Source organism: Pseudonocardia yunnanensis (assembly GCF_039534065.1).
Classification (GTDB): domain Bacteria; phylum Actinomycetota; class Actinomycetes; order Mycobacteriales; family Pseudonocardiaceae; genus Pseudonocardia; species Pseudonocardia yunnanensis.
This window is the reverse complement of sequence record NZ_BAAAUS010000023.1, coordinates 265,297-279,759: the sequence shown is the minus strand read 5'-3', so window position 1 is coordinate 279,759 and position 14,463 is coordinate 265,297. Positions and strand designations below refer to the sequence as shown.

The 14,463-nt window shown below is 69.5% G+C and carries 11 protein-coding genes; 3 read left to right on the top strand and 8 right to left on the bottom strand.

What is annotated here, in order from left to right:
- Positions 1-23: 23 nt before the first annotated feature.
- The gene (locus ABD743_RS21110; protein ID WP_344723953.1) at positions 24-1,661 is read right to left on the bottom strand and encodes a ferritin family protein; all 1,638 of its coding nucleotides are present in this window, start codon (positions 1,659-1,661) and stop codon (positions 24-26) included.
- A gap of 391 nt (positions 1,662-2,052) precedes the next feature.
- Between ABD743_RS21110 and ABD743_RS21105 the strand changes: the two genes are divergently transcribed.
- The gene (locus ABD743_RS21105) at positions 2,053-3,870 is read left to right on the top strand and encodes a sigma-54-dependent Fis family transcriptional regulator (protein ID WP_344723847.1); all 1,818 of its coding nucleotides are present in this window, start codon (positions 2,053-2,055) and stop codon (positions 3,868-3,870) included.
- Between the two features lie 23 nt (positions 3,871-3,893).
- Here ABD743_RS21105 and ABD743_RS21100 read toward each other — a convergent pair whose 3' ends face one another.
- Positions 3,894-4,385 (bottom strand): MerR family transcriptional regulator, encoded by a 492-nt coding sequence (locus ABD743_RS21100; protein WP_344723846.1) that lies wholly within the window; start codon positions 4,383-4,385, stop codon positions 3,894-3,896.
- An 11-nt stretch (positions 4,386-4,396) separates the two neighbouring features.
- Positions 4,397-5,272 (bottom strand): SDR family oxidoreductase, encoded by an 876-nt coding sequence (locus ABD743_RS21095; RefSeq protein ID WP_344723845.1) that lies wholly within the window; start codon positions 5,270-5,272, stop codon positions 4,397-4,399.
- A 109-nt stretch (positions 5,273-5,381) separates the two neighbouring features.
- On the opposite strand from ABD743_RS21095, the gene ABD743_RS21090 reads away from it, so the two are divergent.
- Both ABD743_RS21090 and ABD743_RS21085 read left to right on the top strand, forming a co-directional pair.
- The gene (locus ABD743_RS21090) at positions 5,382-6,308 is read left to right on the top strand and encodes an ABC transporter ATP-binding protein (RefSeq protein ID WP_344723844.1); all 927 of its coding nucleotides are present in this window, start codon (positions 5,382-5,384) and stop codon (positions 6,306-6,308) included.
- Positions 6,305-7,492 (top strand): ABC transporter permease, encoded by a 1,188-nt coding sequence (locus ABD743_RS21085; protein ID WP_344723843.1) that lies wholly within the window; start codon positions 6,305-6,307, stop codon positions 7,490-7,492. The genes ABD743_RS21090 and ABD743_RS21085 overlap by 4 nt, the downstream gene beginning before the upstream one ends.
- Before the next feature lie 27 nt (positions 7,493-7,519).
- Here the strand turns inward: ABD743_RS21085 and ABD743_RS21080 are convergent, their stop codons facing one another.
- From ABD743_RS21080 to ABD743_RS21060, 5 genes are all read right to left on the bottom strand, one after another.
- A complete protein-coding gene (locus tag ABD743_RS21080; protein ID WP_344723842.1) occupies positions 7,520-8,575 on the bottom strand; it encodes a sunset domain-containing protein in 1,056 nt (351 codons plus the stop codon).
- Positions 8,576-8,671: 96 nt separating this feature from the next.
- Positions 8,672-10,060 carry a cryptochrome/photolyase family protein gene (locus tag ABD743_RS21075; RefSeq protein ID WP_344723841.1) on the bottom strand — a complete coding sequence of 463 codons (1,389 nt, stop codon included), beginning with the start codon at positions 10,058-10,060 and terminating at the stop codon, positions 8,672-8,674.
- A 138-nt stretch (positions 10,061-10,198) separates the two neighbouring features.
- Positions 10,199-11,497: a citrate synthase gene (locus ABD743_RS21070; protein ID WP_344723840.1), complete on the bottom strand. Its 1,299-nt coding sequence runs from the start codon at positions 11,495-11,497 to the stop codon at positions 10,199-10,201.
- A gap of 97 nt (positions 11,498-11,594) precedes the next feature.
- The gene (locus ABD743_RS21065; protein ID WP_344723839.1) at positions 11,595-12,953 is read right to left on the bottom strand and encodes an APC family permease; all 1,359 of its coding nucleotides are present in this window, start codon (positions 12,951-12,953) and stop codon (positions 11,595-11,597) included.
- Between the two features lie 83 nt (positions 12,954-13,036).
- Positions 13,037-14,413 carry an MFS transporter gene (locus ABD743_RS21060; RefSeq protein WP_344723838.1) on the bottom strand — a complete coding sequence of 459 codons (1,377 nt, stop codon included), beginning with the start codon at positions 14,411-14,413 and terminating at the stop codon, positions 13,037-13,039.
- Between the last annotated feature and the right edge of the window lie 50 nt (positions 14,414-14,463).

Sequence of the window (14,463 nt, the reverse complement as noted above, 5' to 3'; positions counted from 1 at the left end):
CTCCCCCCTCGCCTGACCCGCGCTCAGGCGTCGGTAGGTGCCGGACGTCCGGCCGGCCCCTGGCGGACGTAGTCGGCGTGGAACGCCTGCCGCTCGTCGTCGCTCATCTCGTTGAGCACGACGTTCGGGCTCAGCAGCGGGGGCATCCGCCGCATGTGGTCGAGCGTCCACATCTTCTTGGGGTCGAGGTCGAGATGCGGCTGCGCCGTCATGGTCTTGCCGTCGTCGCGGACGAAGCCCATGTCCTTGACGACGTCGGCCCAGTTCCACCCGTGGTAGAGCGTCTCCCACTCACGGTGGCCGACCAGCCGGCCCATGTTCGGCGTCTCCCGGCCCTGGTAGGTCGGCCGGAAGGCCTCGACGTCGGTCCACCGGCAGACCTCGTGGCAGTACGTGCGCCACTGACCCTCGACCTCGGCCATGACCATGTCCTCACGCACCAGGCACGGGACCATGCAGGTCCAGCAGCGGTGCGGGTAGACGTAGTCCACGTCCTCGGCGACGATCGCGTTGTGCCCGTTGGGCGTGGCCAGGCGGGAGTAGTTCTCCCACCACTTCCCGTACTTGTCGTACCAGCCCGGGTACTTGTACTCGAACCACTCGAAGTCCTCGTCGGTCATCGCGTCGATACGCCAGTAGTTGGCGAGCCAACCGGTGGCGAAGAACTGCGCGACCTCGTGGACGTAGCCCTTGTCCCAGATCTGCTTCCACGCCTCTTCGACGAGGTCGTGCGGGATCGTCAGGCCGTACTTCTCCAGCGGCACCAGGTAGGACCGGTAGTAGTCGTCGTAGATCCAGCGACGCCACATCTCCGCGTAGGACTCACGGTCCTTGCGGCGGTCCTTGGTGCCGTACTCGATGAACGTGCCGATAGCGGCGTCCACCACGCGGTGGTTGTTCCACCACGCATAGCGCAGGTCGCGCTCGAGAAGCTGGCGATTGTCCTCGTCCGACAACGCCATCAGCAGGGTGGCGTAGCCGTTGGAGATGTGCCGCGACTCGTCGGACTGCACCGAGTGGAACACCGTGGGCAGCAGATAGTCACCGTTCGCCGCCGCTTCCGCCGGCATGGCCACGAACAGCGTGTTCGTGAAGGCCGTCTCGGCGACGATCGTCAGGTAGATGCTGGCCGCGGTGATGGCGTCACCGGTGATGAATCCCTCGGCGAACTGCCGGCCGATGGTGCCGCAGTAGTCGCTCTGGAAGTTACGCAGGCTGTTATTGAAGCCTGCCGGGTCGATGTAGTTGTTCATGTAGAGCCGCTTGAGGTTCTGCTGGATCGTGCTGTGGCGAACCTCGTCGATCATCTGGATCGCCTGGCCGTTGTGCAGCTCCGGGTTCGGAACCACGTGGAACAGCATCGGCATCGATCGAGCGGCAGAGATCTCGGGCAGCGGGATGATGGACAGGAACAGCTTCTGCCATTCCAGCCAACGTTCCTGGACCTGGCGGAACATGTTGCCGCGGATGGCGCCGTCCTGCGCGCCGTAGACGCGGTTGTCCTTCTCCTCCTCCATGGGGAAGTAGGACCGAAGAACCTGCTTGAGCGGGTCCTTCTTGGCGGCCTTCCGGAAGGTGTAGTCGGTGCCGTACTTCATGTACGGCTCGTGGTACTGCGGCTCCCAGGCGAGCTCCTGGATCTTCTGATGAGCCTTCGCCAGACTCTGCCGACTCACATCGACTCCTCACGTTGTGGTGGGCCGCGGACCGGCGTGCGCGCCGTCCGCCTGCCCGGAGTCACCCGGACCGGCGGGAGCACACGCCGCTCCCCGTGGTCTGCCCCCGTTCCGCGGTGCCGGTCCGTGCGCGGGTGGCGCCGGCAGCGGAGGTGGACCCGAGCCGCCGGTCCGGGCCCAGCCGCGCGGGCACCCCGAGTCCGAACCTTCGCCTCGTGCCCGGAATCACACCGCCCTGGCCGTCACCCAGAGGTCTCAATATGAGACGGTTGCCGATTGCTCCCCCCAGCCCGTCTCACTGCTGCGGTACCTTCTGCCAGACGCAAGGTTCCGCATCGTCGCGAGTCGACCCGCTGCGCCAAGGGAGAGCACGCGCTTGGTCCGATCGAACCACGCACTCCCGCCTCGACGGACCGATAGGTCCGCCGAGGTACTCGTCCGCGCTCGCACGTCCTTCCTGGTCGATGACCATGTGGAAGAGGGCACGGTCCGCGACACGATCCTCGCGTCCTGGACGCGCTCCAGAGAGTGGGACGTCGCCACCGACAGTGTCGAGCTGTCGTGCGATTTCGACACCGAGCCCGACTCACCGCTCGTCCGGGCCGCGGCGCCCATCATGGCCGACGTCGCCGACCAGCTGGCCGGGGAACCGGTGAGCCTCATCCTCACCGACGCCGACGGCGTCGTGCTGGAGCGGCGCACCGGCGACTCCGGGCTGAACCAGCACCTGGACAAGGTCTGGCTCGCCCCCGGCTTCTCCTACGCCGAGCGCTTCATCGGCACCAACGGGATCGGCACGGCGTTGGAAGGGCGCGGCCCCGCGCAGGTGTTCGGCCACGAGCACTACGTCGACCACCTCGCCGACCTCGCCTGCGCAGGCGCCCCGATCTGGCACCCGGTCAACGGCAAGCTGCTCGGCGTCGTCGACCTCACCTGCTGGCGCCCCGACGCCGGTCGTTTCATGTCCACCGCGGTGGCCCGGATCGCGCGCCAGATCGAGAACGCCCTGCTGGACCAGTCCGGGCCGCGCGAGCTCGCTCTGCTGCACGACTACCTGACCGCATGCCGGCGAGGCCGCGGAGCGGTGCTGGCCGTCAGCCCCGACCTGGTGATGATGAACGACAGCGCCCGCGCGCTGATCGACCCCACCGACCAGGTCACGCTGCTCGCCGGGGCCACCGAGGCGCTGCGCTCCGGCCGCCGGCTGCTCCTCGTCGACCTCCCCAGTGGAGCCGTCGCCCGCGTGCACTGCCGCCCGAGCTGGTCGGACCGCGACACGGCCGGCGGCGTCCTGACCGTTCAGCTCGCCGCGCCCGAGATCGCCCGTCCCCGCCAGGGCCCGACGCCGGCGACGTCGTCGCAGCTCGCCGTCGGGTCCGGGGTGCTCTGGATGAAGTGCTGCCAGGCCGTCGACCGCCACTTCCGCAACCGGGAGTGGCTCGTGCTGGAAGGCGAGCCGGGCGTCGGGAAGAGCACCATCGCCCGGGCCACCCACCAGCGGCGCACCCCGGCCGCGCACCTGCGCCTGCTCGACGCCGACGACTACGGGCCGCGGTGGATCGCGGAGATCATCGACGAACTGGAGAACGGCAGCGGCACGCTCGTGCTCTCCCACGTCGACCGGCTTCCTCCCGACGGGCTGCAGGCTCTCGTCGACGCCCTCGAACCGCACCGCGAGTCCACCGACCCCGAGCGCCCCTGGGTCGTGGTCACCGTGGGCCCCGGTGGCCTCGACTCGAGCGCTCTTCTGGAGTCCTTCCCCCGCACCGTGGTGGTGCCGCCGTTGCGCCACCACGTCGAGGACGTCACCGAGTTGGTCCCCCACCTGCTCGCGCGGCTCACGCGAGGCAGCGACCTCACCTGTTCATCGGAGGCCATGCGTGTGCTCATGCGGCACCGCTGGCCGGGCAACGTCGAACAGCTCTACCAGGTGCTGCGCAAGGCCGTCGCCCGTCGCCGGTCCGGCGTGCTGGCGGCGGCGGACCTGCCCCCGGAATGCCGGGCCATCACCCGCCGGGTGCTCACGCCGCTCGAGGCCATCGAGTGCGACGCCATCGTCAACGCCCTGCTCGACAACGACGGCAACAAGGCAGAGGCCGCCCGTCACCTGGGGATGTCGCGCGCCACGATCTACCGCAAGATCCGCGGCTACGGGATCTCGACGCCCGGCCTCGAAGCCGGAAGCCGGGGCTGACCGGACGATCAGGCTCGACCGGGCTACGACTCGGTGGTGGTGCCGAGACCGTCGCCGGTGGTGCCGCCGTAGGTCGCGATCTTGTACTCGGTGGCGGCCAGCGACAGCGTGAGCTCGCGGATCTGGCGCCGGACCGTGTCGCGGTGCTCGAGCAGCATCTCCAGCCGCTCGGGCACCGTGTCCTCGCCCGCGTCGACCAGCGCCACGTAGTGCTGCAGGTCCCGGATCGCCATCCCGGACAGCCGCATGCGGGTCAGGAACACCAGGCGCCGCACCACCGCAGGCTCGTAGACGCGGTGGCCTCCCGCGTCCCGGCCGACCTCGATCAGACCGATCCGCTCGTAGTAGCGCAGCGTGTGCGGCGACAGGTCGAGCAGGTCGGCCACCTCGGCGATCGTCATCGGCTCCTCGACGCCGGTGACGTCGACGAGCCGATGGATCACCTCGACCGACATCGGTCCGTCCACCTCGCCGAGCGCGCTGAGCGCCCTGCTCATCAGGTCCTCGGTAGCCATCGTCATCGAGCCTAGATCGGGCGGACCGAGGGCACGGCACCCGCGAAGTCGGCCTCGACCGCGACATGCCGCCAGCGCTCGAGCTCGTCGAGGCCGCGGCGGTAGGACGCGGAGATCCGCTCGACCGCCTCACGGCCCAGGGCAAGCCGCAGCGGCAGGTCCGAGCCATGGACGAGATCGACCAGGATGTCGCCCGCGCGGGCCGGGTCGCCCTGCTGCAACCCGTCCGCGCCGGCCATGTCCGCCCGAACCGCGGCCAGGACGTCGGTATAGGTGTTGCTCGCCTCGGCGAAGCCCAGGACGCCCGGCGCATTGAAGGACGTGCGGAACCGGCTCGGCTCGACGATCAGCACGCGGATGCCGAACGGCGCGACTTCCCCGGCCAGCGCCTCCGACCATCCCTCGAGCGCGAACTTGCCGGCCGAGTAGGAGCCCACGCCAGGGAACGACATGCGTCCGCCCTGACTGCTCATCTGGACGATGGTGCCGCTGCCCTGCTCGCGCATGGCCGGCAGCGCGGCGCGCACAAGCGCGGCCGGACCGAACAGGTGCAGGTCCATGAGGTCACGCAGGGTTGCCTCGTCCACTTCCTCGGCAGCCCCGACGAGGCCGCGTCCCGCGTTGTTGACCAGCACGTCGATGCGGCCGAACCGGTCGAGCGCTGCCTGGATGACCTCCGGTGCACGGGCGGTGTCGCGGACGTCGGCGGCGATCGTGGCGAACCGGTCGGGGTGGGCCGCCGCGAGGTCGGCCACCGCGTCCGGACGGCGGACAGCGGCGACGACGCGGTCCCCCGCAGCCAGCGCGGACTCGGCCAGCCCGCGGCCGAGGCCCTGCGAGGCGCCGGTGATGATCCAGGTCGATGGTGTCGTACCAGGGGTTGTCATGCCCGCGAAGCTAGGTCTTCGAGCGCGCTCGAACGCAAGCCGCGACGTCCGACGGCTGTGGGTCGCGAGACGGCGAAAAGCGGCTTGACCGACCAGTAGGGTCACTCGCGTGCTGGACATTGGGGGGATCTCGAAGCGATTCGGATCCCGGCAGGCACTCGCGGACGTGACCTTCGCGGTGCGGCCAGGCGAGGTGTTCGGGTTCGTCGGCAGCAACGGGGCCGGCAAGACCACGACGATGCGGATCGTGCTCGGCGTGCTCGAGGCCGATTCTGGCGAGGTGCGCTGGAAGGGCTCCCCGATCGACGCCGATCTGCGCAGGCGCATCGGATACATGCCGGAAGAACGGGGCCTCTATCCCAAGATGCGAGTGGGTGAGCAGCTGCGCTATCTCGCCCGGCTCCACGGGCTGAGCGCCGCCGAGGCCACCGCCTCCGTGCAGCACTGGACGGAGCGGCTCGGGGTCGCCGAGCGGGTCGGCGACGAGGTGCAGAAGCTGTCGCTGGGCAACCAGCAGCGCGTCCAGCTCGCCGCGGCGCTGGCGCACGACCCCGAGGTGCTGGTGCTGGACGAACCGTTCTCCGGGCTCGACCCCACGGCCGTCGGCGTGATGAGCAGCGTGCTGCGGGACAAGGCCGACTCGGGCGTGCCCGTGATCTTCTCCAGCCACCAGCTCGACCTGGTGGAACGCCTGTGCGACCGGATCGGGATCATCGCGGCCGGGCGGATGGTCACCGTCGGCACGGTCGGGGAGCTCCGGGCGCGTGACGGCATCGTCCTCGACGTGTACGGGCCGCGCCCCGGCTGGGCAGACGCCCTCGCCGGCGTCGAGCTCGTGACCGGCGACGACATCGACCACACCCGAGTGCGCCTTGCAGAGGGCGTCGACGACCAGGACGTCCTGCGAGCAGCTCTGGCTGCAGGCCCGGTTCACGAGTTCCGGCGCTGGCGACCCCCGCTCACCGAGCTCTATCGCGACGTCGTCGAGGCCGGACCCACCGCTACGACCGAGCCAAGGGATGTGCCGGCGGCATGACGGCCCCACTCAATCCTCGGCAGGTGGTGCTGCTCGTGGCGCGCCGCGAGTTCGTCTCCCAGGTCAAGTCCCGCGGCTTCGTGATCGGGATCGTGATCACGATCGTTCTCTTCGGCGGCCTGTTCCTGCTCTCGGCGTACATCAGCTCGGAGTCCGACAGCAAGACCCTCGGCGTCACGCAGCAGACGGCGGCGCTGCAGCCGGAGCTGGAGCAGTCCGCGAAGGCCCAGGGCATCGACCTCACGGTGCGGACGGTCGACGACGGGGCCGGCAGGCAGCAGGTGGACACCGGTGACCTCGACGCCCTGTTCACCGGCGAGTCCGGCGGCTACGAGCTGCTCGGCCTCGACTCGGTGGACAGCAGGCTGCAGTCGCTCGTCTCGTCGGCCGTGCAGCAGCAGACCCTGACATCGGCTCTCACCGGAGCCGGGATCGACCCGGCACAGCTCACCGCCCAGGCGAAGGTGAGCGTGGACACGCTCGAGCCGGTTGATCCCGAGTCCGGGCAGAAGCTCGCACTCGCCCTGGTCGGGGTCATCCTGTTGTTCTTCACGCTCAGCGGCAACGGTCAGGTCGTGGCCACGGGAGTGGTCGAGGAGAAGCAGAGCCGCGTGGTGGAGCTGCTGCTGGCCACCATCAAGCCGTGGCAGCTCATGGCCGGGAAGATCATCGGGTTGGGCGCCGTCGGGTTGCTGCAGCTGGTGATCCTGAGCGCGATCAGTGCGGGGACCGCGAGCGCAGCAGGCCTGCTGACCGTGCCGACCGCCGCCGCCGGGATGTTCGTCATGGTGGTGGTCTGGTACCTGCTGGGGTTCTTCCTCTTCGCGGCCCTCTACGCCGCGATCGGGTCCACCGTGTCCCGCCAGGAGGAGCTCAACTCGGTGGTCGCACCGATGATCTTCCTGCTTCTCATCCCGTTCGTACTGACCCTGAACCTGCTGCCCAACGACCCCCGCAACGGCGTGGCCGAAGTGCTGTCCTTCGTTCCGTTCTTCTCTCAGACCGTGATGCCCGCCCGCTACGCCCTCGGCGTGGCGCCGCTGTGGCAGGTGCTCGTGTCCGCGCTGATCGCGCTGGCCGCGATCGTCGTGGTGGTGCGCCTGGCCGGGCGGGTCTACCGGAACTCCGTGCTGCGCACCGGCGCGAGGGTGAGCCTGCGCGAGGCACTGACCAACCGCTCCTGACCCCGCCGCTCCCGGGTCGGGGCCGACTCAGCTCTCGGTGCGCTTCTTCGGCGTCCATTCGGTGAACCCGGCCGCCTGGGCGTCCGCAGCGGAGCGGAACCAGATCTCCGCCTTGGTGCGCCGGAAGTACGGGCTGGCAGGCGAGTGGAAGAGCAGAGAGCCGGTGCTGGCCTTGATCGTGTACTCGGGGTCGGGCGCCGAGCCGTCCGGGCCCGCGGCGACCGCGCCAGGGGGCAGCGTGGAGGTCTGCGGTGACGGCGAAGGCTTGCGCCGGCGCGGCGACGGCCGGTCCGATCGGGGGGTGGCCCTTCTCGGAGGTGCCGGGGTGAAGAGCGAGTGCGGCTCCGGCTCCACCGGCCGCGCCCACGAGACGGGGGCGGGCTGCACCGGCAGGAGCTCGGTCTCTGCGTCGTCGGGCGAGGTCGTCGAGCCGGTCGTCACGACGCCATCCGTGGCGGGCGCGGCCGGAGCAGCCGGAGCAGCGGGCTCGGCGGGCTTGGCGGGCTCGGCGGGCTCGAACATCGAGGCGGCCGTCTCGGACACGGGCGGGGTCGCCGGACCCGAGGTCGCCTGCGCCTCTCCTTCCACTGGAGCAGGGGCGACCGGCTCGTCCGGCACGGGCACCGCCTCGGGAGTCTGGTCGGCAGAAGCCTCACCCGACTCGGGCTCCACCGGCGCAGCCGAAGCGGCCGGGTCGCTCACCTCGGACGCTGCCGGAACGGCCTCGGCCGGCTCCACCGGCTCGGCCGCAGCAGCCGCCTCCACCGGGGCGGGCGCCTCGGGAGCGGCTTCCGCAGACTCCACCGCGACGGGCGTCGAGGGCGCCTGTGCCGTCGTACCGGAGCCGGCCGGCATCGGAGACGGAGCGATCGTGGCGCTCGCTCGCGATGGGGACCGGAGCTGCTGTGCCGGCGCCGGAGGTACCAGCGCGGGCACGGGTTGCACGCCCGGCCACGGTTGCACACGGGCGTTGGCGGCAGCCCGTCGGGACCGGACGATCCAGATGGCAACACCCAGCAGCAGCACGACCAGCCCGAGCCGACCGCGACGCCGCGGCGACCGCCTCACGTCTTTCTCGGCCATCGCCCACCCTTCTTGTCGCTGTGTCCCGAAGGGTAAGGTCGTCGCCCATATGGAGCAATTAAGCGGGTGGCGTAGTAGTTCCCCGCCGGCTCCGGATCAGCCTCTCGCGGCCTTCACCCGCTCGTAGCGCGCCAACGCCTCCTGCCGCTCGGCCTTGTGGTCGACGATCGGCTCCGGGTAGCCGTCCGGCACACCGCCGGGCAGCATCCACGGCTGGTGCACGGCCTTGCCTGCCACACCACGCAACTCGGGGACGAACCGCCGCACGTACTCACCGTCGGGGTCGAACTTCTCCCCCTGCAGCACGGGGTTGAAGATCCGGAAGTACGGAGCCGGGTCGGTGCCGCTACCGGCCGTCCACTGCCAGCCGTGCTGGTTGGACGCCAGATCCCCGTCGACGAGCAGCTTCATGAAGTGACGCGCACCGCGCCACCAGGGCAGGTGCAGATCCTTGACGAGGAAGCTCGCCACGATCATCCGCAGCCGGTTGTGCATCCACGCCTGTTCCCGGAGCTGGCGCATCCCGGCGTCGACGATCGGGTAGCCGGTGCGGCCCTCGCACCAGGCGTCGAACCGCACCTGCGCCTCGCGACCGGACGCCAGCGGCAGCGCGTCGAACGCGCTGTCGTAGTTCGCCCTCGCCGAGTCGGGACGCTGGAACAGGACATCGGCGTAGAACTCGCGCCACGCCAGCTCTGTGCGGTATGTCTCGGTCGACGACGAGCGCCGGGACGCCAGGTCGGCGAGCATCGTGCGCGGATGGATCACCCCGTACTTGAGGTACACCGACATCCGCGACGTGCCCTCCCTGTCGGGCCGGTTCCGGTCGCTCCCGTAGCCCGACACCCCTGCGTCGAGGAACTCGTGCCACCGGGCGAGCGCGGCGTCCTCTCCGGCGTCGGGGAGATCGGCGTCCACCTGCTCGTCCTCCGGGACGCTCACCGCGCGCGGGCCGCCACGCCGCGTCGCGGGATCGAGCCACGTGACGGTCGAGGCGTCGGTGTCGGCAGGCGCGCGCCATCCGTGCTCGGCCCAGGCTCGCCGGAACGGCGTGAAGACCCGGAACCCCTCCCCGTCGCCCTTGCGCACGCGGCCCGGCGCAACCGCGTACGGCGACCCGGTACGGACGAGCTCGAGGCCCTCGGCGACGAGCGCCTTCTCGACCGCCTCGTCACGCCGCACCCCGTACGGACCGAAGTCGGCCGCGACGTGCACGGTGGCCGCGTCGACGCACGCCACGACCGCGGGCACGACGTCGGCCGGGTCGCCGCGCACGACGAGGAGCCGCCCACCGAGATCCCGGTCGAGCGCGCGCAGCGACCGATAGAGGAAGGTCCGGCGGGCCGGGCCGGACGGTCCGAGCAGAGCCGGGTCGAGCACGAACAGAGCGAGTGACCGGCGCGCGGCCCCGGCCGCGGCGAGGAACGTGGGCTGGTCCCGTACCCGCAGGTCACGGCGGAACCAGACGACGGCTGTGTCACTCATGGGGTCACCCATGGACCGACGCTAACGGCGGTGGGCGTATCCCGCGCGTCGACGACGGCCGAAAGCCGGCGGGGCCGCGCCGCTGACGCCGGACGTCAGCGATGCGGCCCCGCTGGTGTGCGAAAGGACCTCAGGACCTCAGCGGTTACCCATGGGAACGTACGGACGCTCCGAGGAACCGACGTAGAGCTGGCGAGGACGGCCGATCTTGGTGGTGGGGTCGTTGATCATCTCGCGCCAGTGGGCGATCCAGCCCGGAAGGCGACCGAGAGCGAACAGGACCGTGAACATCTTGGTGGGGAAGCCCATGGCCCGGTAGATGACACCGGTGTAGAAGTCGACGTTCGGGTAGAGCTTGCGCTCGATGAAGTAGTCGTCGGCGAGCGCGCGCTCCTCGAGCGCCTTGGCGATGTCGAGAAGCTGGTCGGTGATACCGAGCTTCTTGAGGATCTCGTCGGCGCTCTGCTTGACGATCCTCGCCCGCGGGTCGTAGTTCTTGTAGACGCGGTGCCCGAAGCCCATCAGGCGGGCACCCTTCTCCCGGTTCTTCACCCGCTCGACGAACGCGTCGACGTTGCCGTCCTCCACGTCGCGAATGCGCTGAAGCATCTCCAGAACGGCCTGGTTCGCGCCGCCGTGCAGCGGACCGAACAAGGCGTTGATGCCTGCCGAGATGCTCGCGAAGAGGTTGGCCTGCGACGACCCGACCAGCCGGACCGTGGACGTCGAGCAGTTCTGCTCGTGGTCGGCGTGCAGGATGAGCAGCACGTCGAGGGCACGCGCGAAGTCGGGGTCGATCTCATACGGCTCGGCCGGGAAGCCGAACGTCATCCGCAGGAAGTTCTCGACCAGGCCGAGGGAGTTGTCGGGATAGAGGAAGGGCTGCCCGACGGACTTCTTGTAGGCGTACGCCGCAATCGTCGGCACCTTGGCGAGCAGCCGGACTGTCGACAGCTCGACGGCGTCCTCGTCGAACGGGTCGAGGCTGTCCTGGTAGAAGGTGGACAGTGCGCTGACGGCGCTCGAGAGCACCGGCATCGGGTGAGCGTCGCGTGGGAAGCCGTCGAAGAACCGTTTGAGATCCTCGTGCAGCAGGGTGTGGCGGCTGATCTTGTTGGTGAAGGCGTCGAGCTCGGACTGGGTGGGCAGCTCCCCGTAGATGAGCAGGTAGCTGACTTCAAGGAACGAGGAGCTCTCGGCAAGCTGATCGATGGGGTAGCCCCGGTAGCGCAGGATCCCGGCGTCACCGTCGATGTAGGTGATCGCCGAGCTGCACGCCGCAGTGTTGCCGTAGCCGGAGTCGAGTGTGACCAGCCCGGTGGAGGGCAGGAGCTTGCTGATGTCGAAGGCGGACGCACCCTCGGTACCAGCATGAATAGCCATCTCGTGCTCACCGCCGGGGTGGCGCAGAACAGCGGTCGTGGTCTCGTCGGCCATGTGGAGGTTCCCTCGCACTCTTCGTTTTTCGTGGTTGGCCGCAACGCTAGTGCTCGATCGGGTGAGTGCGCCCGCCGGAATATGTGACGTGGGGCGCTCAGCCCTTGGTGAGCCGTTCGGGGTCCACGTCCACTCTGCCGACCACGAGATAGTTGATGAGCCAGAGCGCCGCGCCCACCGCAAGTAGGATCCCAGCCAGCTGGAACTGCTGCAACGGCCGACCGGACAAGGGTGTGGCGAGGAAGCCGCACAGCACGACGCCGAGGTAAGGGCTCCACGTCGGCGCGCGGAAGTGGTTGTGCTCCACCTTGTCCTTGCGGAGCACGAGCACCGCGATGTTGACGACGGTGAAGACGGCCAGCAGGAGCAGGGCCGTAGTACCACCGAGCGCTGTGATGTCGACACTTCCGACCAGGATGATCGCGATGACACTGGTGAAGACGATTGCGAACCAGGGCGTCCGGCGGCCCTCGTGGACTCTGCCGAACACCCGCGGGAGGACACGCTCGTTCGACATCCCGTAGAGCAGGCGGCTCGCCATCAGCATGTTGATCAGCGCGGAGTTCACCACCGCGAACAGACCGATCACGGCGAACACGCCGAGCGGGAACCCGGGTGCCCCCACCTCCAGCACCCGGAAGAGGGCGCTGCTCTTCGCCGCGGCGAGGTCGTCGGCCGGCACGAGCATCGAGGACAGCACCGCGATGATCACGTAGATGGCCGCGGCGATGCCCATGCCGAGCAGCATCGCCCGCGGGAAGATCCGCGGCGGGTTGTGGCATTCCTCGGCCATGTTGACGGAGTCCTCGAAGCCGACCATCGCGAAGAACGCCAGCGATGTGGCGGCGGTGATCGCGATGAACGCGGTGGTCTCCCCGGTGTTGATCTCCACGAGCCGGGACGGCTCCCCCGCTCCCCCCGCCACCGCGATGATGCCCACACCGATGATGAGCAGCAGGCCGGACAGCTCGATGATGGTGAGCACCACGTTGGCCTTGACCGACTCCCCGACCCCGCGGAAGTTGATCAACGCGAGCCCCACGATGAAGGCAGCGGCCACGGCCCAGGTGGGCAGCTCGATGAACTGCCGCAGGTAGGTGTCGGCGAACGCCTTGGCGGCGGTGGCGGCGGACGTGACCCCGGAAGCCATCACCGTGAACGTGACCATGAAGGTCAGGAAGTTGATGCCGAACGCCTTGTGCGTGTAGAGCGCCGCACCGGCCGCCCTCGGGTACTTGCCGACCAGCTCGAGGTAGCTGAACGCCGTGATGAACGCGACGATGAAGGCCAGCAGGAAGGGCACCCACAACGCGCCGCCGATCACGCCGGCCACCGATCCGGTGAGGGCGTAGATACCGGTGCCGAGGATGTCGCCGATCACGAAGAACAGCAGCAGCTTCGGACCGATCGCCCGCTTCAGAGCCGGCTGGCCAGTGACCGTGCTCACATCAGTCATACGATGATGGTGACTGCTGATGCGGCTTACGTCACCTTCGAGCCGTCCGGTTTGTCACGATCGAGACCTGCATGCCCCACGGTTCACGACCGGTCGGAGGCCACCGGCACCTGGTAACGCCAGAACACGGGGAACACCGCGACCACGACGATCGCGAACACGATCACCGCGAAGCCGCCCACCGCGACGGCCGCCGAAGGACCCACCGCGGCCGCGGCCGGCCCGTGCCAGAGATCCGCGATCCGCGGGCCGCCGACCACCACCACGGTGAACACGCCCTGCATCCGGCCACGCATGTCGTCGGTGGCGACCGTCTGCAGCATCGAGTTCCGGAACGCCGAGCTGACCATGTCGCCTGCGCCCGCCACGGCGAGGAACAGCACCGCGAACCACAGCGAGCCCGACAGCCCGAACAAGGCGATGCCGACCCCCCACGTACAGATCGCGAACGTGACCGCCACGCCCTGCCGCCGAACGTGCGTGAGCCAGCCCGAGAACAGCCCGGCCACCACCATCCCGATCGGTATCGCGGCGAACAGCAGCCCGAGGGCCGGACCACCGGCGATCGGGTCGCCGAACACCGTGTGCGCCATCTCGGGGAACACCACCCGTGGCATCCCGAAGCCCATGGCCACGATGTCGATGAGGAACGACACCAGCAGGACCTTGTGCAGTGCGACGTAGCGGAACCCCTCGATGACCTGGCGGGCCCCGGCGCGGCGCTTGACCGCCTTCTCCGGCGGGAGCGAGGGGAGCCGCCAGGTGGCCCAGAGGGTGGCGAGCAGCGCGATGGCGTCGATGAGATACAGCGTCGGCAGTCCCACGACCGGGATCAGGACGCCGGCCAGGAGTGGTCCGGCGATGGCGCCGACCTGCTGCACCGTCATGTTGAGCGCGTTGGCCGCCGGTAGCTGCTCGGAAGGCAGCAGCCGGGGGATCACCGCGTTGCGAGTGGGCTGGTTGATCGCGAGGAGCGCGGTCTGCACGGCGAACAGCACCAGCACGCTCCACACGCCGCCGAAGCCGCTCGCCGCCGTGACCCACAGGCCCAGTGACGACAGCGCGATCGCCCCACCCGAGGCCAGCAGCAGGACGCGCCGGTCCATCACGTCCGCGATGGCGCCGCCCCAGAGCCCGAAGACGACCAGCGGCACGAGCCCGAAGACGCCCGTCAGCCCGACGTACGCCGACGAGTTGGTGAGCTGGTAGATCTGCGTCGGGACGGCAACCACAGACAACTGCGAGCCGACCACCGTGACCACGCCGGCCGTCCAGAGCCGCCGGTAGGCCGGCGTGCGCAGCGGGCGCGTGTCGGCCAGCGCGCTACGCGCGATCACGCGCAACCGCTGGGTGGTGAAGGCAGTGCGCCGCGTCGGTGCGTCGGGTCCCGAGTTGATCCGCCCGGTTGGTGCTTCCGGACCCAGGCGGCTCGGGCGGGTGGGTTCGTCGGGTCCGGGCATCACTCGGATACGAGTACCACCTCTGTACCGAGAGTTCCGACCAGCATCAC